This is a genomic window from Dactylosporangium sp. NPDC051541, from assembly GCF_044454505.1.
Lineage (GTDB): Bacteria > Actinomycetota > Actinomycetes > Mycobacteriales > Micromonosporaceae > Dactylosporangium.
Genome location: NZ_JBITDU010000002.1, coordinates 280,588 through 305,246, shown reverse-complemented (window position 1 = coordinate 305,246; position 24,659 = coordinate 280,588). Strand labels below are relative to the sequence as shown.

Below are 24,659 nucleotides of genomic sequence, written 5' to 3'. Positions count from 1 at the left end.
GACCCTTCTATGGCCAGATTCCGCGCTCGAGGTACACCTCGCGCAGCACCGAGATTTGATCGGTCATGATGCCATCAACGCCGATGTCGAGGAAGTGGGCGATTTCGGCGGGATCGTCGATCGTCCACAGGTGCACCCGCAGCCCCATGCGGTGGCAGTAGTCCACGAACTTCGCGGTGGCCAGGGCGATCCGGCCGTACCGTGGCGGGATCTGCACGGCGACGACCGAGTCCAGGGGCGTGAACCGGCGACCGACCTGGTAGGAACCGAACAGGGCGGCGACCTCCCGCATCCCCATCGACGTGGCGACGTCGGGGCCGGCGAGGCGGCGGATGCGGCGCAGCCGGGCCGAGGAGAACGACGCGAGCAGGACCCGGTCGTGGGCCTTGAGCTGTTCGACGACGGCGACGGTCGGCGCGACCGCGTGCTCCGTTTTCGTGTCGATGTTGAACCGGATGTCCGGGTGGGCGTCGAGGACCTCGTCGAGGCGGGGCACGGCGGCGGCCCCGCCGACCCGCTCCGTCGCCAGGTCGGCCCACCGTAAGTCGATCATCCGACCCGGGCGCCCCAGGAGCCGCTCGAGCGTGTCATCGTGGAACACGACCGCGACCCCGTCGGCGGTGGCGTGCGTGTCGGTCTCGATGTAGCGGTAGCCGAGATCGGCGGCACGGGCGAACGCCGCTGTCGTGTTCTCGTCACCGGCGGCCGCCCCGCCACGGTGGGCGAAGCCCAGCGGTCCGGGCGCGTCGAGGTAAGGGACCTGCTTCACGCGGCCAGTATCCGGGATCTTTGGTCAACTCCACGCGTGCGGCGGGTGAACGGCAGGCTTGACGGCCGACGCAGCGCGTGGAACGGCACAGGTAGGGTGACGCACATGCGCGTGCTCGGCATCGACTTCGGCACGTCGAACACGGTTGCGATGGTCCGCACGGCGGACACGAGGATGCGACCGCTGCTGTTCGACGGTTCTCCTTTGCTGCCCTCTGCCCTGTACTTCAACACCGACGGGAAGGTTCTGGTCGGGCGGGACGCCGAGCGCAACGCGCGGCTGGACCCGGCCCGGTTCGAGCCCAACCCGAAGCGGCGCATCGACGACGGCGAGGTGTTCATCGCCGACACGTCGATGCCGGTGCCGCGGCTGTTCGCGCACGTGTTGTCGCAGGTGAACACCGAGGCGCGGCGGCAGCTGGGCGGCCAGCCGGAGGAGGTCCGCCTCACGCACCCGGCGCGGTGGGGTGAGCGGCGCCGGTCGCTGCTGATGGAGGCCTGCCGGATCTCCGGGCTGGGCAACCCGCGGCTGATCGCCGAGCCGGTCGGCGCGGCGTCCTACTTCACCGCCGTGCTGGGCTCCGCGGTCCCGGTCGGGCGCAGCCTGGCGATCTACGACCTCGGCGGCGGCACGTTCGACGCGACCGTGGTCCGCCGCACCCAGTCCGGTTTCGAGGTCCTCGCCGAGGACGGCCTGGCCGACGTCGGCGGTCTCGACTTCGACCACGCGATCGTCGAGCACCTCGGCAAGACCTACCAGGACAGCCACGCCGAGAAGTGGGCGGCCCTGGCCAACCCGACCGACGCCTCGGACCGGCGGCTGCGGCGGATGCTCTACGAGGACGTCCGCGGCGCGAAGGAGATGCTGTCGCGGACCGCGTCGACGGACATCCACCTCCCGTCGATGGAGATCGACGCGCACCTGACCCGCGAGGAGCTCGAAACCCTCGTCCGGCCCTACCTGGAGCGCACGGTGGCGTGCCTGCGCCGGGCGATCGACACGGCCCGGCTGCAGCCGAAGGACCTCGTCGGGATCTTCCTGGTCGGCGGCTCGTCCCGGATCCCCCTCGCCGCGCACCTGATCCACACCGAGCTGGGCGTGGCCCCGACGACCCTCGAACAGCCGGAGACGGTCGTCGTCGAGGGCGCCCTGTGCATCGGCGCGGCGGCACCCCCGGCGTTGGCGTCGGGCACGCCGCGGACGGTGACGCAGCCCCCGCCGATGCAGCGCCCCCCGGTCCAGCAGCCGGTCGTCCAGCGCCCCCCGCTGCAGCACTCGCCGGTGTCGGCCGCCCCGATGTCCGGCGTCCCGGTCTCCCCGGCCGTCCGCCAGCCGGTCATGCCGCAGCCCGTGCAGCGTCCCCCGGTCCAGCAGCCGGTGGTCCAGCGCCCGCCGGTCGTCCAGCAGCCCGTGGCCCCGCAGCCGGTGTTCCGCCCCCAGCCGGCACCGCAGCCGGTCGTGCAGCAACCGGTCGTCCCGGCCCGCCCGGGCCCGTTCCCGCCCCAGGCCGCCCGCCAGGCCCCGGCCCAGCAGGGCGAGGCCGCGGAGCGCAACTGGATCGCCGTGATCGTGGTCGTCCTGGTCCTGGTGGCGATCCTGTTCGTGATCCTCCTGTGGACGGCCCTGTCCTGAGCAGCTCGACAAGCCAAAGCGGCGGCATCGGTACTGTCACAGCCCCCGATGCCGCCGCCAGTGCTGTGCTCCCTGGCCGCCACCGCGCCCCACCAGCACCGCTGGCCGCCGCTTGAGGCTTCCGCTTTCCCTGCGGCGGCGCCCAGCAGCCGGTCAAGCCGCTGCAGTGCACACAGCGGCGGCATCGGTACCCCTCCGCGGGTACTCCGGTGCCGCCGCTCGTGTGTTCGTGCCTTCGGTGCTGCTGTCGCGGTCGTGCTATTGCGGCGCCCAGTAGGTCGCGAGGCTGCTCGTGGCCGGGTCGTCGGAGCCGAGCAGGAGGCTCCACGCGTCGGAGCCGGCCGGCACCTCCAGGTGCTCGTAGTCGGCGAGCCCGGCCGGCTCCGCGGCCCCGGTGCCGGCGACGGCCGGGTCGAACGCCGCGGACAGGCTGTGGTCGGGCCCGCCGAGGACGTCGGCGTCGGTCCACGGGAACCCGTCGACGGGTGCGGGCGGGTCCTGCAGGTGCAGCTCCTCGGGGAACTGCACCTCGTGCCAGCCCGGGTCGTCGGCGGACGCGTCGACGTCGGGGTCGGTCCCGAACCCGGCCTCGTGCTGCTCGCCGGAGTCCTCGTGCTGCCCGAGGTCCTCGGCGCTGTGCTGCCCCAGGTCCCCGCCGTGCTGCTGGTCGGCGTCTCCGGCGTCGTGCTGGTCCGCGTGTTCCCCGGTCTGCTGGTCGCCGCCGAGGTGATCGTCGTGGATCTGCGCGCCCCGGTCGCTGTCGCCGTCGCCGCCGGTCCCGTCGTGGCTGCCGGTCCCGTCGTGGTTCTGCGCATCCTGGTCGCCGTCGCCGTCGTTCCCGCCGCCGTCGTTGCCGGATGCGCCGGGGTGGTCGGTGTGGCCGCCCAGGTCGGCGTGGCCGTGGAGGGACTCGTCGTATTCGGCGGTGGCGTGCTCGGTGCCGAGGGGTTCTTCGAGGTCGTCGCCGGGGTGGCCGTTGTCGAGGTGGCCGCCGAGGTCGTGCTCGTCCCCGCCGAACCCGGTGTGGCCGTCGTCGAAGCCGGCGCCGAAGTCGTCGCCGTCGAAGCCGCCGTGCAGGTCATGCCCGGCGTCGCCGCCCAGGTCGGCGGTGTCGGCGTCGTCGCCGCCCTCCGTCCACTCCCAGTGCCCGTCCATCGTCAGACCCCCTACGCCTCGGCGGCCTCGGCGCCCGCATCGGCCGGTGCGGCCGGGGTGAGCGCGCGGATGCGCACGAGCACCTCGTCGACCTGCTTGATGCGGGACCGGAGACCTTCCCGTTCGGTGTTGAGCGCGGCCTTGCGCTTGGCCCGCTCCGCCTTGTCCTCACCCAGGGACTTGTCGATGTTGGCGATGTGCGCGTCGAGCTGCTTGACCCGCCGTTCGATGGCCTCGTCCAGGGCCAGGGTCAGCGCGTATTGCAGGTCGGTGAACCGGTGCATGATCTCGTCGGACAGCGCGGCCCGGGCCTCGCCGAGGACTTCGCGCAGCCACTGGCGGGCCTGCTGCTTGTCGGCCATGCTCTTGCGCTTGAAGATCATGTAGGCGCCGGCGGCGAGGCCGAGGCCGACGCCGACGACGGGCAGGACGAGCCCGGCCCCGGCCAGGCCGATCGCGCCGAGGGCGCTGGCCCCGCCGATCATGCCGGGGACGCGGGCGGCCATCATCGCCATGCCGGCGGAGGACATGACGACCATCGCGCCGTCGCCGGACTGCTCCCGCCGCGGCTTGGTGCCCAGGGCGTGGCGCAGCCGGGCGTTGAGGCCGCGCAGGACGTGCTGGAGCTCGTGGGGGTGGAACACCTGGGCCAGGACCCGCTCGCCGACCTTGCGGAACCGGAACTCGAGGTCGTGCGACAGCCGCACGGACAGGGCGTAGAGGGCCTTGTCCAGCTCGGCGGGGAGCTCGGAGATGTCCCCGCGGCCACCCTTGTCGATCTTCTCCATGAACTGTTCCTGCAGCTGCGTGACGTAGTTACGCAGCCGGGAGGTGGCCTCGACCCGGGCCCGCTGGGTCTCCGTCGACAGGGCCAGGGACCACTGCCGCGACTCGGTGCGCTTGCGGGTCGCGACCTGCGTGCGCTCCTCCTTGGCCCGTTCGGCGTCGGCCGGGTCGGGGTCGGTGGCCTTCATCCGGTCGCCGAGCTCCTGGTCGAACCGGATGTATTCGGAGCGCACCGAGCGCAGCACGTTGGCCTGCTGCAGCAGGTGGCCCTTGGACGCCAGGTCGATCAGGGCGTGCTGCAGCTCGGCGATGCGGGACTCGCGGATCAGCTCCCCGGCGGCGTCCTTCGGCATCTGCATCGCCAGCTCGGCCAGCCGGGCCGACACCGGGAACCAGGGCGCGGACGCGAACCGGGGCGCGTGGGTCTGCAGCTGGCCCTTGTTGTCGTCGAGGATCTTGCGCCAGCCCGGGTAGGCGTCGACCTTCGTCAGCGCGAACAGCACGAAGTTGACCTTCTTGCTGGCCTCGATGAGGAAGTTCATCTCCGGCTTGGAGAACGGGCTGGAGGAGTCGACGACGAACAGCAGCGCCGTGGCCTTCTCCACGGCGTCCATCGCGACCTCGGCGTGCATCGAGTCGAGGCCGCCGGTGCCGGGCGTGTCGATCAGCGACAGGTATTGCAGCAGCGGCGCCGAGTGCATGATCTCGATCCGCCGGGGCGGGCGCATCCCGTCGGGCATCCGGCCCAGGACGGTACCCCAGTCGCGCAGGTCGCCCAGCCCGATCGGGACCGGGTCCTCCCGGCCGGGGATGTAGGCGCGGGCGCCGTGCTGCTGGCTGTGCATGAACTCCAGGTAGGAGGCGGTGGCCACGGCCGCGTCGACGGGGGAGAGGTTGGGCACGCCGATGAGCATGTTGGTCAGCGAGCTCTTCCCGCGTTTCGTCTCGCCGACGACGACGATCTTCGGGCGCTGCACGTCGCGGCGCCGCTCGGTGTCGATGTCCGCGGCCGCGTCCGGGTCGATCTTGCGCAGGTAGGCGAGGCTGCCCTCGACGCCGGCCTTGAGCAGCTTGCCCAGCGCCGCGGTCTGGTCGGCGGGCTTCTTCGCCGCCGGCCCGGCGGGTGCGTTGGAGGTCGAGGTCATCGTGGCTGCTCTCTGCGCGGCTGCGTGGTCTGGTTCGGGTGGGTCTGTGGCGCAGTCTGGTTCGGGTGGGTCGGCGGCGCAGTGTGCGGCGGGGTGCTCTGCGGCACGATCGGGTGCTGGCCGGTCGCGGTGCCGGGCTGGGCCGGGCGGCGCCCGGTGGCCGGCTGCTGCACGGTCGGGTGGGCGCCGGTGGCGCCGCCGGCGTTGCGCCCGGCCTGGAACACGGTGACGATCGGGGCCCGCAGGACCCGCCCGTCGCGGTCGACGTAGCCGGGGACCTCGACGCCGGAGATCTGCCCGTTGAGGCCCGGGTCGTTGGTCGGGGTGGTGCCGCCGGCCTCGTGGTGGGCCGGGTCGAACCGGACCCCGGTCGGCTCGAGGGTGCTCACCCCGGCCTCGTGCAGGGCGGTGCCGAGCCGGTCGCCGAGGGCCTTGCTGGTGACCCGGTCCCGGACGTAGATCGTGGCCTGGACGAGGGCGCGCCGGTCGGCGTCGGACTGCCCGCCACCGCCGGGCGGTGCGGACACCGGGGCGGCGCCGCCGCGCCCGCGGGTCGACAGCAGCAGCAACAGCAGCAGCGCGGCCCCGACGAACAGGGTGCCGACGAACGCGACCAGGGCCGGTTTGACCCCGAACGACTCCTGCGCGGTGCACGCCTGGGTCTTGGCCTGCAGCGTCTTCGTCGCGGTGTTGTTCTCGGGCTGGATCGGGGTGCCGTTGTTGTTCTCGCCCGGGTTGACCGACCCGACCGCGGCCGGGCCGTCGACGGCCGGCGCGGACGCGGTGACGGTCTGGGCGGGGCAGTTCGGGGCACCGCCGAGCAGGCCGGTCGCCACGCCGGTGAGCACCGCGATGACGAGCGCGACGGCGACCGCGAACAGGCGCAGGCTGTTGGAGGACATCTTCGGCTCCTGGGGGTGGGGGCCTCGGTTATTGGCTGTGCTGGACAGGTTTCGGGCTGTGCCCGGCCGACGTGCCGACCGGTTGCTGCTGTGATTATCGGACATTTGCTCCACCGCCGCGGACGCACTGCGACAATGTCGACGCAACGTGGCTGGACGACTGCTCGCCGTTACCGGACATTGGCTCCTCCGCCGCGGATGCGCTGCGACAGCAGGTAGAAGCCACGGTGCGCGACGAGCGCGACCCGCGACTGCGACGGGCTGGCCCCGGCCACGGCGTAGGCGCGCCAGCGGGTGGCGGCGTCCAGGGCGGCGCGGACCATCGAGTCCCGGTCGGCGCTGGGCAGGTTGAGGATCCAGCCGGGGTCGTTGGACAGCGCCAGGCGGGTCAGTTCGCCCTCCATCTGGTCGGGCAGGTCGACGGCGCCGGTGGTGACCAGCTGCGCCACCTCGAGCAGGCGCAGCCGGTGCGACTCGGGCTGCTGCAGGACCCGTTCGATGGCGTCGCGGAGCAGTTCCCGGTCGTGGGGCCGCTCGGCGTGGCTGGCGATCTTCTCCAGGCTGGACAGGGCCCAGCCGGCCTTGATGGCGTCGGTGCGCCACCGGAACGCGTGGTCGAGGGTCTGGCGCAGCCGCGGGAACCCGGACGCCTGGAACAGCATCCGCACGAGCTCGCCGGTGGCCAGGGTCGGCTTCGCGACCAGCTGGGCGATGGCGAAGCTGATGCCGTAGAGGTCCAGCAGCCGCAGCAGCCGCTCCCGGGACTCGCGGGTGACGGGGCATTCCCGGCTGGTGAACAGGTCGACGGAGGCCAGCAGCACGGTCCGTTCGCCCTGGGGGAGCGCGGCGAGCTGGCGCAGGGCCTCGCAGTCGGCGGCGGTGAGCCGGCCGGCCTCGGTGGTCTCGGCGAGCAGCCCGACGACGGGCACGACGTCGGAGACGACCCGCCGCAGCACCTTCGACTGGTCGTTCGCCAGCGGCGCGACGATCGGCCACGGGTCCTGCCCGCCGCTGGCGAGTTTGTCGACCTTGTTGAACAGGCCGAGGGAGTTGATCGGGTTGCTGGACAGCCGGGCCGAGATCGACCGGAACGCCTCCAGGGCCTGCACGTCGTCGTCGCGGACCGACTGCGTGAACACGTAGATGATCGCCTCGGCGCCGGACAGTGCCCCGGCGGAGTCGGAGTCGAGGTCGTCGTCGATCGGGGCCTCGGAGAACAGGAACCGGCGGGCCTGGTCGGACACGGACGTGTTGGCGCTGGACAGCCCGGGCGTGTCGACGACGGTCAGGTCGCGCAGGTGGTCGCTGGTGAGGGTGACGTCGACGTAGGCGACCTCGTGCCGGGCGACGCCGAGGCGCTGCGGGATCATCCCGGCCTCGTCGAGGGGGAGGCTGACCCGGGCGCCGTTGCGTTTGACGACGTCGACGCGGTCGGAGGTGCCGTAGCGGAACTGGGTGACGATCCGGGTGCACTCGCCGACCTCGGTCGGCGCGACCCGCCGCCCGATCAGCGCGTTGACGAGGGTCGACTTGCCGGACTTGAGCCGGCCGGCGATCGCGACCCGCAGCGGCTCGCCGAGGCGGCGGCGCACGTCGACGACCTGAGCCTGCGCGGCGCCGCCGAGCCGGTTGCCGACCTCGCCGCAGAGATCGCCCACGCGGGAGCTGAGTGGTCCTGGAGCCACGGGGTCAGCTCCGCTTCGACGCCGGGCACAGACTGATCACCGACTGCGCGAGGCCGGTCGTTTCAGCCACAATGCCGACGTACCCTCGGGTGTCCAAGGGGTGGACCTCGCTCATTATTCGCTCCTGGGTGCAATCAGTACCGTCATGTCACGCACGTACGGCACACACATTACGAATATCCTGCGCGCGCAGGATCCCATGTTCGTGCCAGGAATGGAGGCTTCCCGTGCCTGAGGCACCGACTGAAGAGCCCGTCGCCGACCCGGCGGCCGGGCCGGCGGTGGTGTCCGCGGTCGTGGGCCGGGCGAGCGTTCCTGCCGTGTGGCCGCCCGCCGAGCTGATCGCCGCGGCGGTGGAAGCCCTGCACAACCCGGGTCTCGTCGTCATCGCCGGCGCCCCCGGGACGGGCCGCTCGGGCGTGCTCAAGCGCCTCGGGGAGTCCTTCCGTGGCCCCGTGTTCAGCGGCGGTGCCCTGGCGATGCTGCGCGGCGTCCCGGCTCTGCCGCTGTCCCGGGCGGTCCGGGTGCGACTCCCGTCACACGAGGCGCCGCTGCTCGCCGAGGCCGTCCGCTCCCGCGTCCGTCACGGCCTGCTACTCCTCGACGACCTCCAGTGGGCGGATCCGCTGACGATCGCCGCCCTCCCGGCCATCGCCGAGCACTGTCGGATAGTTGTCACCTTGCGCACGCCGCACCGCCTCCCCGGCGACGCCGAACGGGCCCTGCGCACCGCCGCCGCCACGTCCGGGGCGTGGCTGTCGATGCCGCCGATGCCCGCCGACGCCGCCGCCGCGCTCGTGCGCCAGCTCGCCCCGTCCGCGTCCCCGGCCGTCGTCGCCGACCTGGTCCGCCGGGCCGGTGGGGTCCCACTGGCCGTCGTCGCCCTGGCCAAGCACGTCGCGCAGGGCGGCACCCCCCGCGACACCGGCGACGGCCTGGACAAGGGCCTCGCCTACACCGTCGCCGGGGCCCTGGCCGACCTCACCCGCCCCGCCCGCACCGCCATGGCCGCGCTGGGCCTGCTCGGCCGGCCCGTCACCGCGACCGTCCTCGGCGAGGGCCTCACCGAGCTCGTCGAGACCGGCCTGGTCGAGCTCACCGACGGCGTCGCCGCCCCCGTCTCCCCATACACGGCCGAGGTCGCCGCCGGGCTGCTCGACAGCACCGAACGCGCCGCCCTGCACCGCCGCCTCGCGACCCTGGTCCCGCCCCGGGAGGCGGCGCGGCACCTCGCCGCGGCCGGCGCCGGCGCGGAGGCCTACCAGGTCGCCGTCACCGCCGCCGCGGCCGCCGAGTCGTCCGGTGACCGCGCCGAGCTGCTCCTGCTCGCCTGTGACCTGCCCGGCGTCGAGGCCGAGCCGCAGGTCCGCATCGCCGCCGCCCGGGCCGCCCTGGCCGCCGGCCGGCCCGGCTCGTGCCTGCGGGTCATCGACCCGGCCACCACCGACCCGGTCGCCGCCGTGCTGCGCGGCGAGGCCCTGCTGCAGCAGGGCAGCCCGGTCCCGGCGGCGGCCGCGGTCGACGCCGTCACCGACGACGCCCCGGCCGAGGTCCTCGGCGGCCGCGACCGCATCCGGCTGCTGTCGATGCTGACCACCGACCCGGGCGGCGCCCTGGGCCGCGCCGAGGAGCTCCTGCGGGTCCACGGCGACGCCCCGGCCCACCCGGGCCTGCGCGCCGCGATCGCCGCCGTGCGGGCCGGGACCCGCCAGCCCGGCTGGGAGTACGGACTCGCCTCGGCCGCGTCGGCGGCCGGGCAGGCCGGTGACGTCCTCGCCGCCCGCTGGTCGGCGTGGCTGCTGGTGGAGACCCTGACCGCCGACGCCCGCCTCGCCGAGGCGTCCCAGGCCGCCACCGCGGCCGCGGCCGCCTGCGCCGGGGACCTCGCCTACAGCTGGCAGACCCGGTTCCTGGCCGCGCAGCTGTGGTGCGACGCCCTGCGCGGCGCCGAGATCGACGAGGTCGTGCGCCGCGCCGGTGACCTCGCCGACCGGACCCTGCCCGCGCTGGCCCGCGGCTACGCCGTCGCCGCGGCCAGCCTCGCCGAGGCCGACGGGGGCCTGCTCGCCCCGGCCCGGGCCCGGCTCGAGGCCCTGCAGAACCGGCCCGCGTCCGCGGCCCCGGTCCTGGACTGGGTGACCCGGGAGGCGGCGTGGCTCGACGGCCGCCCCGACCAGGCGTTCGCCCCGGCCGCGACGGCCGGGTCGACGCCGCTCGTCGACGGGCTGCGCAGCATCACCGCCCGCTGGGCCGCCTACGACGCCGGCACCTCGTTCAGCGCCGGCGACGACGCGGTGCCCCTCCCGCCGGTCCAGGCGACCCTGGAGGCGTGGAAGGCCCCGGACCGCTTCGCCGAGGCCGCCGCCGCCTGGCACGAGCTCGCCCGCCGGGAGGAGGTCCGCTGCCTGCTCGCCCAGGGGCTGCTCGAGGACGGCGCCGAGGCGGCAGTACCCCCACTGCTCGAAGCGGAACGTCTCGCCGAGGAGGCCGGCCTCGTGGTGCTGCTCGGCCGGGCCCGCCGGGCCCTGCGCCGGCACTCGATCCGCCGCGACACCCGCGGCCGCCGGGCCGGTGACGAGCTCACCGACCGCGAACGTGACGTGCTGCGCCTGGTCGCCAACGGCGAGCCGACCCGCCGCATCGCCGGGCAGCTCGGCATCTCCCGGGAGACCGTCGAGACCCACATCCGCTCCGGGATGCGCAAGCTCGGCGCGAAGACCCGTACCGAGGCCGCCGCCCTCGCGCTCGAGGAGCTCGGCCAGTGATCGTGATGTTTGAGCCGGCCGCGTCCCGGGCATTGGTGGCGGATTCACCGGCCATTGAGGGGCGTGGATGAGTAGCGGTGTGGTCTTGTGCGCGGCGGCCACTTCATCGCATGGTGGGCGCATGTTCTCACCTGTGGGCCGCTGATGGCGGGCGATCCGGCACTCGCACCCCGGTACGTCGTCGCGTCCGGCGCCGACGCGACCGCCGTGCTGCGCAGGCTCGCCCGGGCGGGCTGGACCACCCGCGAGGGGTTCGCCCTGACCGACCAGACCTGGGACGTCACCGACGCCCGGCTCGCCCTCTACGGCCGGGTCGCCGACAGCGACACCGCCGAGCTGGCCCTCTACGCCGCCGCCCGCGGCGCCGGGATCGTCGCGATCAGTGACCCGGGCGCCGACATCGGCCGGGCCCTGCTCGCCGACCTGGGCCGGATCGGTCCCGTCACCACCGACCCCGATGCCGAGCTCGGCACCGACACCGCCGAGGACAACGGCGGCCCCGTCCTCGTTCCGGAGCAGCGCGCCCTGCTGGAACGCCTCGCCGCCGGGGAGACGATCGCGGCCGCCGCCGCGGCCGAGTTCCTGTCCCTGCGCACCGCGAACCGCCGCATCGCCGAGGCCCGCGAGGTCCTCGGCGTCCGCACCACCCGCGAAGCCGTCCTGGCCTACCTGCGGATGCGCCGCGAAGGCGCCTAGACCGGGCTCGCCACCGAGCGTCCGCGTGTGCACCGGCCGTGCGCCGGGCGGGCCCGCGCGTCGTCGCCGGCCCGGCCCGGGCGCGCTACGAGGCAGTACCCAGGAAACCGCCTGATTGTCGTTGCCACAGCGCCGCGTAGAGCCCGCCGTGCGCGAGCAGCTGCCGGTGGGTGCCCTGCTCCACGACCCGGCCGGCGTCGAGCACGACGATGCGGTCCATCCGGGCGATCGTGGAGAGCCGGTGCGCGATCGCCAGGACGGTCCGCCCGGCCATCACCTCCTCCAAGGTCTCGTGGATCGCGGCCTCCGCCTCGGAGTCCAGCGCCGACGTGGCCTCGTCGAGCACGAGGATCGGCGCGTCGCGGTAGAACGCCCGGGCCAGCGCGATCCGCTGCCGCTGCCCACCGGAGAGCCGCACCCCCCGCTCACCGACGTGCGCGTCGAGCCCGGCCCGCCCGGCGTGGTCGGTGAGCCGCGCGACGAACCCGCCGGCGGCCGCCCGCCGCAGCGCCCGCTCGAGCCGGGCCGGGTCGGTGGCACCGGGCCCGGCGATGTTCTCCCGGACCGACCGGTGCAGCAGCGTCGCCTCCTGCGTCACCACCGCGATCCGGGACCGCAGACTGTCCTGCGTGACGTCCCGGATGTCGGTGCCGTCGACGGAGATGGTCCCGGCCTCGGCGTCGTGGTAGCGCAGCAGCAGCCCCACGAGGGTCGACTTCCCGGCCCCGGACCGCCCGACGATCCCGACCCGCTCCCCGGCGGCCACGTCCAGCCCGACCCGGTCGAGACCGCCCCGCCCGCGCCCGTAGTGGTGACTGACCCCGTCGAACCGGACCGCCCCGGCACTGACCCGCAACGGTCCGGCCCCGGCCCGATCGGCCACCGCCAGCGGCTGCGCAACCGTTTCCAGAGCCCGCCGCAGTACGCCCACCGCCCCGAACAACGCCGAGACGGCATCGAGGAGCCACTCACCCATCGCCGTGATCCGGAAACTCAGCGCGAGCGCGGCGGCGACCAGCCCGACCGGCGCGTCGCCCCGCTGCCATAGGACGAGCCCGTAGCCGACCAGCCCGACCAGCAGCGCACTGCCGAGGGTCAGCATCGTGCTGTTGATCGTCACCTCGACCCGCTGCAGGTCCAGATGCGCCCGCCGGGCCGCCGCGAACACCCGCCGGTCGTGCTCCGTGCGCTCGGCGTCCCCGCCGAGCATGGCGAGGGTGTCGGCGTTGGCGTACGCGTCGACGAGCAGCCCGGTCAGCGCCGACTCGGCGTCCTGCAGCCGCTCCGACGCCCGCCGGAACCGCGGCACCACCCACCACAGCAGCCCCGCGTAGGCGGCGATCCAGGCTCCGAGCGGTACCAGCAGCCGCACATCGATCGCGGACATCACCCACACGGACCCGCCGATGTAGGCCACGACGAACACCAGCGTGTGCACGACACAGTAGGCCGCGGTCGCCGCGGCGTCCCCGCCGTCCCGGACCCACGTCGCGATCCGCCCCGCGAGGTCGTCACGGAACCAGCCGACGGACTGCCGCGACACGTACCGGTGCGCCCGCCACCGCGCGATCGGCCGGGCGTTGCCACGCAACGCGATGTCGTCGACGGCCTCCCCGACGATCCCGACGACGGGCCGGACGAGCAGGATGACGACGGCCACGGCGAGCAGTTCGGCGCCGTGGTCCCGCCACAGCGCCCCGGGCCGACCGGCGGCGAGGGTGTCGACGAGCCGCCCCGCGTAGCCGATCAGCCAGACTTCCAAACCGGCCGCGGCGACGGTGGTGGCCACGGCCGCGGCGGCCACCCACCGCAGCGGCCGGAACTCCTCGAGCAGGAACCGCCCGGCCGAACGCGCCGGCGGCCGTGGTGCATGCGTGGGGAACGGGTCAGCAGCGTTCTCGAACAGTCCGAGCACGGCGAAGGGCCTTTCCGGCGGGGTACGGCAGGGGACCGGGGATACCGCCGGACGTCCTCATGCCACATCTCCTTCGCCGCGCCGCCACCGTGCTCTGGGCACGCTAGACGACCCGCACCCACCGGCGCGCCCTATTTATCGCCGCCCGTCACGGATCGCCGCTCATCGCCGCGGCCCCGGCCGGTGCCGCCGCTGCACCGTCAACGGCCGGACCGGGTCCACGTACGCCGGCAGCCGCGGCTCATCCACCCGCAGCGCCCGCAGCTCACCGGTGATCGCGTCGATGATCCGGTCCGTGGCCCGCTGCGCCGCCCCCGGCACCGCCGGGTCGATGCCGCCGAGGTCGACGACCGCCCCGAAGTGCACCCGCACCACCGGCCGCCGCACCAGCGCCCGGGCGAGGGTCCGCACCGTCGGCCCGAACCCGCCCCACGCGGCGACCTCGTGCGCCCCCCACTGCGCGACGGCCACGACGGGCGCCCCGGTGGCCAGCGCGACCCGGGCCAGCCCCGTCTTGCCACGCTCCGGCCACATCCCGGGGTCGAGGGTGATCCGCCCTTCCGGGTACCCGAGCACGTGCGACCCGGCCGCGAGCGCCCGGGTCACGTCGTCGACGGCGTCGGCGACGTTCGCCTGCCGCCGGTTGATCCGGATGTGCCCGCAAGCGCGCATCACCGCCCCGACGACCGGCGCCCGGAACAGCCCGCCGGTGGCCATGAGCCGCGGCGCGACCCCGGCCACGTGGCACGCCGCGGTGACGGCGACCGGGTCGAACGGCCCGATGTGGTTGACGGCGAGCACGACGGGCCCGCCCCGCACCTGCTCCGGCAGCCCTCCGGTGACCCGCAGCCGCGCCACGGGCAGCACCACGACCCGGGCCACCCGCAGCAGCACCCGCCACATCCACGGCGTCCGCCACCGCTCGACAGCGCCCGTCCCGGCCCCGGACCGCGCCACCGGCTCCGGCGACACCGCGCCGGGCGACACCGGGCCGGGCGACACCGGGCCGGAGGTTGCCGCGCCGATTTCGATGCCGGTGTCGTCGAGCGGCGCCCGCACCGGCGGGGGAGTGACCGTCCGGGAAGCGGTGATCGTCCCGTCCTCGGATGCCCGGCCTGGCTCCCCGTCGTTCACGTCAGCATTCCGTTCTCGCACTGGTCCCGATCCCGAGAACGGTAGCGCCACACCGGACCAGGCGAACCATCCCGTCGGCCAATCCTCACCGCACCGGCCCGACACCGCTCACGGCCGCCACCAGCACCGCCCCGCGAACTGTCCCCGTCGGCACTGCGAGGCCACGACCGCGGATCCGTGGCATGGCCGGACCGTCACGCCCTGGGATGCCGCCCGTAACCGGCACCGGGACCGGCTCGGCGGCGGCGTCCGCTGCACGGGCATCCGCTGCCGCAGCGCGACGGTTCCCGGCGTGTCGGCACCGCGCCGGGGCCCGATCGGCTCGGCGCACCCGGCCGTGACGCCGCGACCGCTGCTGCCGCCTGCGGGCGGTCACATAGCGCCAGGTGCCGCTCAGTCCCGCCCGCCAGCTGTGGCAGCGGCCCGGGCAGGCGAGAGCACGCACCAGCCCCGGTCCGCTCGACCGGCGCCGGCCCGGCCCGGCCCGGCCCGACGGAGTCGAAGGGCCCGCCGAGCGAAGCGACCGGCGAACAGGACCCGTGCCGGAAGCGAAACCGCCGCCGAAGCGCGATGCGTACCAGCCGGTCAGCCGCCCGGGAACAGCCGGGCATCGACCGGCCGCCGCCTGTCGCGGGCCTGCGCTACACCGCCTGTCGCGGGCGTCCGCTACCCGGCTTCGCCCCTGTCCGCTACTCGGCTTCGCGGAGCTCGGCCAGGCGGGCCTCGATCTCGGCGAGCTCGGCCCGGAGCCGCTCGGCCTGGTTCTCCGCCTCGGCCCGCGCGGCCGACACGATCTCCTCCACGGCCTCGTGCACGCCGGGGACGTCGAGCATCGCGACCATCTTCAGCGCCTCACCGGCCTTGATCACGTAGGGCTTCGCGAGGGCTTTCGCACCCTGGTTGGCCGCGACCGTCCACTCGCCGTCGGCGTAGGCGAGGGTCACCGTCAGCCCGGCCGGCGGCTTCGCCTTCGGCGCGGCCTTCTTCGCCGGGGGCTTGCTCGGCGAAGCCTTCGACTCCGCCGGACCCGACGAATCGCCACCGGCGGTGTCCGGCGCCGAGGCGCCGGCGGAGGAGCCCGGCCCGGCACTCGAGCCCGGCGCGGCGGGCGACGACGGCGACGAGGCGCCGGCACCGTCCGCGCCGGCGTCGGCGGCCGGGGTGGCGGGGGAGTCCGGCGCCGGGGTCTCGGTCACGGCGGCGGGGGAGTCGGCAACGGAAGGGGCTGGCACGGGGCTCTCCTCACGAGGTGCGGGCACGGCGGCGGCTCCACGCTTCGCCGCCGTGGTCTTCGGTGCGATCGCCAGATCGGCGGGGGAGAACGGCAGTTCGTCGCGGCCGAAGCGGACCACGACGAACTCGTCGGACAGCTCCGGGTCCGTCAGCGCGACGACCTGGCCCAGCTGCCCGGCGATCTGCCCGGCCTGCTCGGTGAACACGACCTTCGGTTTCCGGCCGGCCGCGAGGGTGTCCCGGATCTGCTCCAGATCCACCGTCGACAAGCCCTTGGCCGCGGTCCGCGCGGCAACCATCGCATCCTCCCCAACCCAACTATCGAACATGTGTCGGAACAGTCATACCAGCCACCTACGACATTTTCCGAGCGCGACACACCGTACGACAGACCCGCCCGACCCCCGCAGCGGCAATTCTCCGCGAACACCACACGTCCTGGCCAGGCCCCGGACCCCGGAGCAGCCCAGCCGCCGCCACCCCGCGAAATTGCGGAAAACGGCTACGGCAGCTCGTCGATCTCCGCCTGCGGGTCGAGCTCCAGGAGTAGCTCGGCCCGGTCGGTGACGATCGCCCACCCGGGACGCGCCTGCGCGCGCCGCACCACGTGCGCCGCCGCGACCGTCGCCGGCCCGCCGTCACCGGCGAACAGCGCCCCGCTGTCCACCGCGTCCGCCGCGGTCAGGTCGTCCACGACGACGACCGGCAGACTCAGCAGTACCTTCAACACGTCGTAGTCCTTCGGCGATGTCTGCGCCCACGCCTCGGCCAGGGCCGCGGCCGGGACCGCCAGGACGACACCCTGATCAACGGCGTGCCACACGATCGCCGAACTGTACGGCTTGCCCGCCACGAACCCCAGGATCGCGGAACTGTCCAGGATCCGCCCACCGACCGCGGTCACGACACCGTCCCGGTCGCGGGTGCCACCCCCAGCACCGCCCGCGCCCACGCGTGGTGCTCCGGGTCCAGCCGCACGCCCCGCTGCGCGTACAACTCGTTGAGCGTCAGCAGGGCCCGGTCCCGGGCGAGCCGGCCACGCACCGCCTCCGCGACGTATGCCGACACCGACTCCGCGCCGCCGGAGTCCACGAACCGCCGTACCGCCGCGGCGTCATCGGCGGGCATCGTCACCGTGACCCGCTCCTTGCGCACTTCACGCATACGCACAGGGTATCGCCCGCATACGCCGATCACCTAGCGTGCCGTCACCCGGACGGGTCGACGTTCGTACCGACCTGCGCCGAACGGCCCCGAACATCCGGAACTCGGCAACCGTCCGTGACCGGCGCCACTGCGCACCCGTACCGCCACCGCCCGGCACATCCCGCCAAAGCCCGCGAATACCCCGTCGGGCGAAAAATCGGATGTCGAGCGCAGCGCGGCGCGAAGCGCCCGACATATCGGCTCGAAGCGATGACCGGCGGATGTTCGATAATGTACATTATGTCAACCAGTACGGGCCGGGGGTGCGGAGAGACCCGCTGCAAACCTCGACCGCCCCGGTATCGACCAGGACGAGCTTGCCCCCGCGTGCGAACACAGCCGACCGTCGCGAAGCTGCTGCGCCGGGCCCGCCGAGGGCCGCAGCCCGGCTCCGGACCGGGAGCCGCTGCCTCAGATGGCGGGGCGGTAATAGAAGGTGCGGCGGCGGGCGATCTGGCCGTCGCGCAGTTCGAACCAGTCGGCGAAGATCTCGTTCAGGGGGACGCCGGCGTGGGACCGGCCGTCGAAGCGGCCCCAGCAGAAGCCCTGGTCGCCGGTGCTCACGCACCGGTCGAGCTGGTGGCGGCCGGCGGCGACGATGCAGCGGCGGCGGTAGAACGCGATGAACTGCTCGGCGCCTTCGATCGGGGGGCAGCCGGGGCGGTGGTAGACGACGTCGTCGGTGACGAGCGCGGCCAGGCTGGTCCAGTCGCGGGCGTCGATGGTCGTCAGGAGGGTGGAGTACTGCACGCCGCTGTGCTGCACGTCGGTGGTCATATGTGCATGACACCGCCTGCCGGTGCGGGTGGTCAACGCCCGGCCGGTCGATGTTTACACCCGGAAACGGGACCGTAACCGGGGGCGGGCCGTGCGGCCCGATCGGGGTGCGGATGCGCCGGCCGTCGGCGTGCCGGCGCATCGTCCGTCAGGACCGCGGCAGCGGGGTCAGACGGTGACGTCGATCTGGCCGGCGTCGTCGGCCGGGCCGGTCCTGGGGGCCGCGTCGGCGGGCTCGGCGGCGGTGCGGGAGGCGGCGAACGCCATGATGAACGACCAGGGCGGTACCGCGCCGGAGACGTTCGTGACGGCGCCCGTCGGGGACAGGTGGTAGCCGGTGGCGCCGGCGATGGCGGCCCGGTCGCCGGGGGTGAGCTTGCTCAGCACCTGTTGCGATGCGGGCAGGCCACCTTTCGGCGGGGGTGCGGGCGCTTCCACGGCCGCGTTGGTCGCCGCGCCGGGCACCGGTTTCGGTGGTGCCGGCGGTGGGGCGGCGGCCGTTGCACCGGCCGTCAGCTGTCGAATCTCCATATTGGCCTCCCGAAGCGTCCGTGCTCCAAGCTGATCCTCGCGTACATCACAGCATTTGCGCAGGTGAACGGGCAGCCGGGCGGTCGGCGCGGACATTTAGGGCCGAACGGACGACGCGGATCCCAGGCGTCGCGGCGGTTTCTCTAGACTCGCCGGGTGGATGCCCCCGACGTCGCGCGGACCGCGGCCGCGCTGGCCGAGCACCGTCCGGCGCTGCTGCCCGATTTTTCGGCGGGGGTACCGCACGCGCGGGCCGCGGTCCTCACGCGTCTGTGGGGTGCGCTGTGGCGTGAGGACCTGCTCGACCCGCGCCGGTTGGACGGTGCTCCCCCGCCGCTGTTCGGCCCGCCGCTCCCCCGGGTCGTCGTCGACGGCCGCCCGTACGCCGACCCGGGCCGGCTCGCCGAGGCCCTCGGGATGCCGGCGGGGTTCCGCACGGAGCTCGACAACAGTGTCGCGAACCTGGCCCTGGCGCTGACCGCCCCGCCGAGCCCGTTCGGCGGCCTGGCCGGGGCCGAACAGTCGATTGTGGACGGTCACCCGCTGCATCCGTGCTGCCGCACCAGGATCGGCATGTCGACCCTCGACGTCCTCGCCTACGCCCCGGAGCACCATCCGGACGTCCGGCTGCGGGTGGTGGAGACGGACCCGGCCCGCTGGCGCACCGCCGGGACCCCGGTCCCGCCCCGGTTCCCGGTCCACCCGTGGCAGCTGCCCCGCGCCCTCGCCAGCGGCCTCGTCACCGACACCGGCGTCGACATCCCCGCGAAGCCGCTCATGTCGCTGCGGACCCTGGAGGTCCCCGGCGGGCACGTGAAGACGGCGGTGGAGGTGCAGATGACGAGCGCTGTGCGGACCTTGTCGGCGCCGGCGATCCACAACGGCCCCCTCGCCTCGAGGCTCCTCGAGGCACTGACCGCCAGTACCCCCGGCATCAGCGTTTTGTCGGAAATGTCAGCGGGGACGGTCCTCGACGCCACCGGCACACCCCAGCGGGCCCTGGGTGCGGTCTGGCGGCAGGCCCCACCGCCGGGCGCGGACGTGCTGCCCCTGGCGCTGCTCCCCCACCGCCCCGACGTGCTCACCCCCGGGTTCTTCCGGGACCTCGTCGCCCTGCTGGTCCCGCCGCTGCTGGAACTGCTCGCGAAGGGTGTGGCGCTGGAGGCGCACGGCCAGAACACCCTCGTCGAGGTCGGCCCCGGCAACCGCCCCGTCCGGGTGTACTACCGCGACCTGGGCGGTATCCACGTCCACCCGGGCCGTCTCGGCCGGGCCGGGCACCCGATGCCGCCGCTCATCGGGGCCGTGCCCACCGGCGACGAGACCGCCCTGCGCACGAAACTCCTCGCGGCGGCGTTCAGCACGGTCCTGTCGAGTCTCGTCGCGGCCCTCGCCGACCCCGGCCTGTGGGCCACCGTCGCCGACGCCGTCCGGGCCGGCGCCGCCCCCGCCGACCGGGCCGTCATCCTGCGGCAGGACTGGCCGGTGAAGGCGACGACGGCGATGCGGCTCGCCGCCGACCCCCTCGACGACCGGTGGTGCACCGTCGCGAACCCGCTGCGCGCCGACACCACACCCTAGACTTTGCCGAAGATGGCGGTGAGGAGGACCTCGTTGATGTCGAACGCGGTCTTCGACGTGTACAGAGTCCCGCCGGAGACCCGGGAGATCTCCTGCAGCGACGCGAAGTCGGCGTCGTTGCCGTAGCCGACGGTGACGATCGGGACTTTCCGGTCGCCGGCCGCGTTCGCCTGGAGCTTCTCCCGCAGCTGCTCGAGGCTGAGCCCGCCGGTGGAGTCGTCGTTCTTGCCGTCGGTCATGAGCACGACCAGGTTCGTCGCACCGGGCTGGAACGCGTCGGCGACGGCCTGCTGCGCGGCGGCGGCGGTGTCGTACAGGCCGGTGTCACCGGTCGCGGCGAGCTTGTCGACGGCGCCGGTGAGCAGGTCACGGCGGGGTTTCCCGGCGACGGTGTCACCGACCCGGCCGATCGGGACGAGCTGTTTGTAGTCGGTGGTGCCGTTCTGCCGGGTGGAGAACACCCACAGCCCGGCGTCGACGTCGCCGTCGAAGAGGGTGACGGCGCCGTGCGCGGCGTCCTTCGCCAGCTGCATGCGGGTCTTGCCGGTCCCGGGGACCGGCTCGTTCATCGACCCGGACACGTCCAGGACGAGCAGGACGTTCGTGGGCCGGGTCAGTGCCGTCCACGTGTCCATCGACTGTTTCACCGACTCCGGCAGCAGCACCGCCCGGGGGACGGTGGTGAGGCGGGCCGCGAACGTCGACCCGGACAGGACCGGGCCGGGCTGCCGGTTGGGGTCGCGGAACCCGGCGTCGAGGAACACCTTGCGGCCTTCGGGGCCGCGGGCGTAGGCGAGGAACGCCTTCGCCGCTTCCTGCTTGTCCTTCGTCGCCCACGGCGCTTCGAGGATCAGGTACGGGTTGTCGGCGTCGGCGCTGCCGTTGGCCGGGTACACGGCGACGAGCGGCGTGTGCGGGTTGGCCTTGTTGTAGGTCAGGACGTCCTGTTCGAGGGCGGGGAACGCCGACACGTACCGCAGCCCCTCGGCGCTGCCCTGCCGGTCGGCCCGCGACAGCCCGTCGAGGAGCTCACCGGTCGTGGCGGTGTACACGGCCCGTTCCTGTTTGAGTTTGGCGAGGGTCGCCTGTTCGTCGGGGGTGACCTCGCCGTCGTCGTTGCCGTCGAGCATGGCCATGAGGGCGAGGAGCCCGGCGGTGGACTGCAGCGGGTCCGACATCCCGAACTTGAACTGCCCCCAGTCCGCTTTGCCGTACTTCGCCCACCCCTGCGGGTCCGCGGCCACCTTGTTGATCATGTCTTGCCAGGTGAGGTCCTTCCCGGGCCAGCCGAGCGCTTCGGCCATCGGCTGCGGCATCGCCAGGACCGACGGGCTGCGGGCGAGGCTCGGCTGCAGGTCCGGCATCATCCGTTCGGCGATCGCGGCGGTCGAGGCCCGCCGGACCCAGGCGGAGGAGTCGGGGACCCACACGTCGGGGGCGGTCCCGGCCTTCGCGTCCCATTCGGTGCCCAACGCCTGGGCGGTGCCGGCGGTGTCGCGGGCGGAGACGGCGACGTGGGCGCACTGCCCGGCGACGGTCGGGTCGGTCGCCGACCATCGCGTCGCGAGGCCTTCCAGGAGGGTCGCGGTGGCCGGGGACGCGACGACGACGGCGGTGACCGAGCCGGTGCAGCCGGTGCCGGTGAGCCGGTCGTAGGTGATCCAGCCGCCGGCGGCGACGAGCGCGGCGACGACCCCGCCGACGATCCACGGTAAGGGTCGGATGCGGTCCTGAGCTGGGCCGGCGCGGTGTGACCGCACGTCTGCCCGGTCGGCCGGGTGGGCCATGGTGGTGCCTCCGGGGGTTCGAAGTCGGCATAGTGTAGGCCCTCGTCAAGTCGGGTCCGTGTCGGTGTGGACGTACGATCGCGCAGGTGAGCCCGCATGTGATCCGCCGATACGGCGACCCTGTCCTGCGCACCCCGGCGGCACCGGTGACGGTGTTCGATGCCGCGTTACGGGCCCTCGTCGCGGACCTGTTCGCGGCCGTCGATGCGCGGCCGGGCCGGGCCGGGCTTGCCGCACCCCAGCTCGGCGTCGCCGCGCGGGTCTTCGTCTACCGCACGACCGCCGGGTCCGGGCATGTCGTGAACCCGCGGATCACCGCCGCGGCCGGCACCCAGTCCGGCGACGAGGCGTGCCTGTCGATCCCCGGCCTCGCGTTCCCCACCCCCCGCGCGCTGAGCGTCACCGTGCGGGGCGCCGACGAGCACGGCGAGCCGCTGACGGTGACCGGGAGCGGGTTCCTGGCCCGGGTCCTGCAGCACGAGACCGGCCACTGCGACGGTGTCCTCTACGTCGACACCCTCACCGGCGACACCCGCCGCCAGGCCCTGCGCGCGGTCAGGGCGGCGTTTCGGCCAGTGTCGTGAACCGGGGAGGGTCGAGGCGCAGGAAGTCGTGGTGGGCGACCTCCCACCCGTAGGCGCCGGTGTTCGCGAACAGCAGCACATCCCCGGCCCGGACCCGGGTCACCGCCGCGTCGCGGGCGAGGACGTCACGGGGGTTGCACTGCTCCCCCGCCACCGTGATCGCCGCGCCGGTGACCGCAGGGCGTTTCCAGGGGTACTGCCAGTCGTCGACGGCCACGACCGTGAACGGGTGGCTGTACCCCCACGACGCCGGCAGCCGGAAGTGATGCGTGCCGCCCTTGACGAGCGCGAACCACGTCCCGTGGGAGCGTTTGACGTCGACGACCGCGGCCGCGTACCAGCCGGCCGGTGCCGCGACGAACCGCCCCGGCTCCACGACCAGGGTCATCCCCGCCGGGACGACGACGTCCCGCCCGACCAGGTCCAGGTCGAACGTTTCCCGGCCGGTGACGTCGACGCCGAACCCGCCGCCGCAGTTGACCCAGCCGCCGCCGCGGGCCGCGGCCCAGGCGATGCAGTCGCGCAGGTACGCGGCGTGCGCGGCCGCGTCGAGGTTGTTCGACACGGCGTGCAGGTGAAACCCGAGCAGCTCATGCCGGGCCGCGACGGCGAGGGCTTCGCGGAGGTCGTCCTCGCCGATCCCGAACTGGGTCGCGACCCCGGACATGCGGTGCGTGCCCGGCAGGGCCGGGTGGCTGCGGTTGACGCGCAGGCAGATCCGGGCCCGGCCGGGGATGCGGCGCAGCTCGTGGACGCTTTCCACGTTGATGACCGCGCCGGTGTCGACGGCCCGGCGCAGCAGCGGGTCGGGTTTCGCCGGCCCGGACAGGATCAGCGGCACCCCCAGCCCGGCGGCGGCGTCGAGCTCCCCGGCGGAGGCGACCTCGACGGCGTCGGCGGCGGCCGCGGCGGCGGCGACGACGGCGGGGTGCCCGTTGGCCTTCATCGCGTAGGCGATCACCGTCCCGGCGGGCAGCGCGGCCCGCAGCGCCCCGATCCGTTCCCGGACGACGGCCGGGTCGTAGACGTAGGCGGGCAGCGGACCGGCCAGGGCGGCCCGGATCACACGTGGGCTGGGTGACACCGCACTCCGTTCCGCCGGTCGTGGGGCCGGCCAGTAGGCTCACGCCGATGCACCTCATCGACGTCCGCGACCCGCTCGCGTTGTGGCAGTACGCGGAACGGTATCTTGGCGCCGGGACCCGCACCTACAGCCCCTACGCCGGGGACCTCGACATCGCCGGGCGCTACCACCCGCAGACCGGCACCCCCACGTTCACCCTGCCGACGTTCCGCGTCCCCGCGGACCTCGGCACCTACCGCCACCCCGCCGGACCGGCCGACGACGCCGCCGCCCTCTACACCGACGGCGCCACCATGCTCCTGCCCGTGCACCCGAACACCCTCGACAGCCCCGGCCTGCCCGGCCACGACACCCTCCAAAGCCTGGAACCGGGCCCGCCGCTGACCGCGGTGCCGTCGGCGAACGCCCGCACCGTCTTCGTCACCGAAGCCGCCGGCCGGCCCGTCGAACCGCACTTCGTGAAGCTGCACTATCCGCGGCGGCTGTCCCGGTTCACCCGCCGGCTGCGCCGCCCCGTCATCGAGCTGCAGCTGTGGGTCTCCGCCGAGCTGCACCGGGCCGGGACCCCGATCCTGCCCGACGTCGCCGGCGGCTGGTTCGACCCGGACCTCGGCGCGCAGGCGTGGGGGTTCCTCGTCCGCGCCGCCCGCCCCGCCGTGCCGGCCCCGGCGTGGACGGTCCCGCTGTTCGCCCTGTACGGCCGGGACCGCAACGCCCCCGCCGACCCGACCCTCCTGCAGCAGCTCGTCGAACGCTTCGAGGAGCCGCCGGCGGCGTTCGTCGCCGCCCGGATCGTCGCCCCGATGGTCCGCCTGTGGTGCGAGACCGCCCTGGCCACCGGCTGCCCCCTGGAGACCCACGGGCAGAACACGCTGTTCGCGTTCGACGTCGCCACGCGGCAGACGAAGGTGCTGTACCGCGACTGCGCGGTCTACGTCGACAGCCGCCTGCGCGCCGACGCGGACCTCCCCGGCGGTCTGCCCCCGGCGAACGTCATCCCCCGCGACGTCCCCCTCGCCGCGGACGAGGTGTTCAGCCTCACGTACGACAGTTTCATGGCCCACCACGCCCTCGACTACGTCGCCGCCGTCGCCGCCGACGTGTGGGGCGTCGACGAGACCGTCCTGCACGACGCGGCCCGGGCCGCGTTCACCGCCCCGGACCTGCTGCCGGCGTCGACGTTCTCCTACGACAACGTCCTGTACGACAACGGCGACTGGAAACTCGTCGACACCGGCCGCCCCCCGCGGTGGCGCTGACCGGCCACTCCCCCGCCGACGGGCTAGGGTTCC

General features: G+C 74.1%; 20 protein-coding genes. 6 read left to right on the top strand and 14 right to left on the bottom strand.

Annotated elements, in window-relative coordinates; translation table 11 throughout:
* Positions 1 to 7 precede the first annotated feature (7 nt).
* Positions 8 to 769, bottom strand: a complete 762-nt coding sequence (locus ACIA8L_RS09505) for a glycerophosphodiester phosphodiesterase family protein (RefSeq protein ID WP_395902341.1) — start codon at positions 767 to 769, stop codon at positions 8 to 10.
* A gap of 105 nt (positions 770 to 874) precedes the next feature.
* On the opposite strand from ACIA8L_RS09505, the gene ACIA8L_RS09500 reads away from it, so the two are divergent.
* Positions 875 to 2,401 (top strand): Hsp70 family protein, encoded by a 1,527-nt coding sequence (locus tag ACIA8L_RS09500; RefSeq protein ID WP_395902339.1) that lies wholly within the window; start codon positions 875 to 877, stop codon positions 2,399 to 2,401.
* A gap of 258 nt (positions 2,402 to 2,659) precedes the next feature.
* Here ACIA8L_RS09500 and ACIA8L_RS09495 read toward each other — a convergent pair whose 3' ends face one another.
* From ACIA8L_RS09495 to ACIA8L_RS09480, 4 genes are all read right to left on the bottom strand, one after another.
* Complete coding sequence (locus tag ACIA8L_RS09495; protein WP_395902336.1) at positions 2,660 to 3,556, bottom strand: hypothetical protein; 897 nt, start codon at positions 3,554 to 3,556, stop codon at positions 2,660 to 2,662.
* A gap of 11 nt (positions 3,557 to 3,567) precedes the next feature.
* Positions 3,568 to 5,487 (bottom strand): dynamin family protein, encoded by a 1,920-nt coding sequence (locus tag ACIA8L_RS09490; RefSeq protein WP_395902334.1) that lies wholly within the window; start codon positions 5,485 to 5,487, stop codon positions 3,568 to 3,570.
* Entirely contained in the window at positions 5,484 to 6,389 is a 906-nt protein-coding gene (grpE, locus tag ACIA8L_RS09485; protein WP_395902331.1) for a nucleotide exchange factor GrpE, read from the bottom strand. The genes ACIA8L_RS09490 and grpE overlap by 4 nt, the downstream gene beginning before the upstream one ends.
* 170 nt (positions 6,390 to 6,559) lie before the next feature.
* On the bottom strand, positions 6,560 to 8,047 hold the full coding sequence (locus ACIA8L_RS09480; protein ID WP_395902329.1) for a dynamin family protein: 1,488 nt from the start codon (positions 8,045 to 8,047) through the stop codon (positions 6,560 to 6,562).
* Between the two features lie 254 nt (positions 8,048 to 8,301).
* Between ACIA8L_RS09480 and ACIA8L_RS09475 the strand changes: the two genes are divergently transcribed.
* Positions 8,302 to 10,839 carry a LuxR C-terminal-related transcriptional regulator gene (locus ACIA8L_RS09475; protein WP_395902327.1) on the top strand — a complete coding sequence of 846 codons (2,538 nt, stop codon included), beginning with the start codon at positions 8,302 to 8,304 and terminating at the stop codon, positions 10,837 to 10,839.
* A gap of 144 nt (positions 10,840 to 10,983) precedes the next feature.
* Positions 10,984 to 11,535 carry a LuxR family transcriptional regulator gene (locus tag ACIA8L_RS09470; RefSeq protein ID WP_395902324.1) on the top strand — a complete coding sequence of 184 codons (552 nt, stop codon included), beginning with the start codon at positions 10,984 to 10,986 and terminating at the stop codon, positions 11,533 to 11,535.
* An 85-nt stretch (positions 11,536 to 11,620) separates the two neighbouring features.
* Here ACIA8L_RS09470 and ACIA8L_RS09465 read toward each other — a convergent pair whose 3' ends face one another.
* The 7 genes from ACIA8L_RS09465 to ACIA8L_RS09435 all read right to left on the bottom strand — a co-directional run bounded on the left by ACIA8L_RS09465 (position 11,621) and on the right by ACIA8L_RS09435 (position 18,331).
* Entirely contained in the window at positions 11,621 to 13,450 is a 1,830-nt protein-coding gene (locus ACIA8L_RS09465; RefSeq protein ID WP_395902321.1) for an ABC transporter ATP-binding protein, read from the bottom strand.
* Positions 13,451 to 13,612: 162 nt separating this feature from the next.
* A complete protein-coding gene (locus ACIA8L_RS09460) occupies positions 13,613 to 14,353 on the bottom strand; it encodes a lysophospholipid acyltransferase family protein (RefSeq protein WP_395904164.1) in 741 nt (246 codons plus the stop codon).
* Positions 14,354 to 15,273: 920 nt separating this feature from the next.
* Positions 15,274 to 16,116, bottom strand: coding sequence for a hypothetical protein (locus ACIA8L_RS09455; RefSeq protein ID WP_395902320.1), 843 nt, complete (start codon positions 16,114 to 16,116; stop codon positions 15,274 to 15,276).
* Positions 16,117 to 16,319: 203 nt separating this feature from the next.
* Positions 16,320 to 16,721 (bottom strand): hypothetical protein, encoded by a 402-nt coding sequence (locus ACIA8L_RS09450; protein WP_395902317.1) that lies wholly within the window; start codon positions 16,719 to 16,721, stop codon positions 16,320 to 16,322.
* Complete coding sequence (locus tag ACIA8L_RS09445) at positions 16,718 to 16,981, bottom strand: ribbon-helix-helix domain-containing protein (RefSeq protein WP_395902314.1); 264 nt, start codon at positions 16,979 to 16,981, stop codon at positions 16,718 to 16,720. Before ACIA8L_RS09445 ends, ACIA8L_RS09450 begins: the two co-directional genes overlap by 4 nt.
* Before the next feature lie 453 nt (positions 16,982 to 17,434).
* Positions 17,435 to 17,800 (bottom strand): nuclear transport factor 2 family protein, encoded by a 366-nt coding sequence (locus ACIA8L_RS09440; protein ID WP_395902312.1) that lies wholly within the window; start codon positions 17,798 to 17,800, stop codon positions 17,435 to 17,437.
* 168 nt (positions 17,801 to 17,968) lie between these two features.
* The gene (locus ACIA8L_RS09435) at positions 17,969 to 18,331 is read right to left on the bottom strand and encodes a hypothetical protein (RefSeq protein ID WP_395902309.1); all 363 of its coding nucleotides are present in this window, start codon (positions 18,329 to 18,331) and stop codon (positions 17,969 to 17,971) included.
* Positions 18,332 to 18,487: 156 nt separating this feature from the next.
* Between ACIA8L_RS09435 and ACIA8L_RS09430 the strand changes: the two genes are divergently transcribed.
* Positions 18,488 to 19,912 (top strand): IucA/IucC family protein, encoded by a 1,425-nt coding sequence (locus ACIA8L_RS09430; protein ID WP_395902306.1) that lies wholly within the window; start codon positions 18,488 to 18,490, stop codon positions 19,910 to 19,912.
* Here ACIA8L_RS09430 and ACIA8L_RS09425 read toward each other — a convergent pair.
* The gene (locus ACIA8L_RS09425; RefSeq protein ID WP_395902304.1) at positions 19,909 to 21,672 is read right to left on the bottom strand and encodes a substrate-binding and VWA domain-containing protein; all 1,764 of its coding nucleotides are present in this window, start codon (positions 21,670 to 21,672) and stop codon (positions 19,909 to 19,911) included. The genes ACIA8L_RS09430 and ACIA8L_RS09425 overlap by 4 nt on opposite strands.
* A 113-nt stretch (positions 21,673 to 21,785) precedes the next feature.
* On the opposite strand from ACIA8L_RS09425, the gene ACIA8L_RS09420 reads away from it, so the two are divergent.
* Positions 21,786 to 22,283 carry a peptide deformylase gene (locus tag ACIA8L_RS09420; RefSeq protein WP_395902301.1) on the top strand — a complete coding sequence of 166 codons (498 nt, stop codon included), beginning with the start codon at positions 21,786 to 21,788 and terminating at the stop codon, positions 22,281 to 22,283.
* On the opposite strand, the gene ACIA8L_RS09415 is transcribed toward ACIA8L_RS09420, so the two are convergent.
* Positions 22,255 to 23,367 (bottom strand): type III PLP-dependent enzyme, encoded by a 1,113-nt coding sequence (locus ACIA8L_RS09415; RefSeq protein WP_395902300.1) that lies wholly within the window; start codon positions 23,365 to 23,367, stop codon positions 22,255 to 22,257. The genes ACIA8L_RS09420 and ACIA8L_RS09415 overlap by 29 nt on opposite strands.
* Before the next feature lie 47 nt (positions 23,368 to 23,414).
* Here ACIA8L_RS09415 and ACIA8L_RS09410 point away from each other — a divergent pair, with 47 nt between their 5' ends.
* Positions 23,415 to 24,626, top strand: a complete 1,212-nt coding sequence (locus ACIA8L_RS09410; RefSeq protein ID WP_395902298.1) for a ferric iron reductase — start codon at positions 23,415 to 23,417, stop codon at positions 24,624 to 24,626.
* Positions 24,627 to 24,659 lie beyond the last annotated feature (33 nt).

Coding starts and splice junctions, on each gene's coding strand:
- ACIA8L_RS09500 (WP_395902339.1), top strand. CDS start 875: ATGCGCGTGCTCGGCATCGACTTCGGCACGTCGAACACGGTTGCGATG.
- ACIA8L_RS09495 (WP_395902336.1), bottom strand. CDS start 3,556: ATGGACGGGCACTGGGAGTGGACGGAGGGCGGCGACGACGCCGACACC.
- ACIA8L_RS09490 (WP_395902334.1), bottom strand. CDS start 5,487: ATGACCTCGACCTCCAACGCACCCGCCGGGCCGGCGGCGAAGAAGCCC.
- grpE (WP_395902331.1), bottom strand. CDS start 6,389: ATGTCCTCCAACAGCCTGCGCCTGTTCGCGGTCGCCGTCGCGCTCGTC.
- ACIA8L_RS09470 (WP_395902324.1), top strand. CDS start 10,984: ATGGCGGGCGATCCGGCACTCGCACCCCGGTACGTCGTCGCGTCCGGC.
- ACIA8L_RS09460 (WP_395904164.1), bottom strand. CDS start 14,353: ATGTGGCGGGTGCTGCTGCGGGTGGCCCGGGTCGTGGTGCTGCCCGTG.
- ACIA8L_RS09455 (WP_395902320.1), bottom strand. CDS start 16,116: ATGGTTGCCGCGCGGACCGCGGCCAAGGGCTTGTCGACGGTGGATCTG.
- ACIA8L_RS09445 (WP_395902314.1), bottom strand. CDS start 16,981: ATGCGTGAAGTGCGCAAGGAGCGGGTCACGGTGACGATGCCCGCCGAT.
- ACIA8L_RS09440 (WP_395902312.1), bottom strand. CDS start 17,800: ATGACCACCGACGTGCAGCACAGCGGCGTGCAGTACTCCACCCTCCTG.
- ACIA8L_RS09435 (WP_395902309.1), bottom strand. CDS start 18,331: ATGGAGATTCGACAGCTGACGGCCGGTGCAACGGCCGCCGCCCCACCG.
- ACIA8L_RS09410 (WP_395902298.1), top strand. CDS start 23,415: ATGCACCTCATCGACGTCCGCGACCCGCTCGCGTTGTGGCAGTACGCG.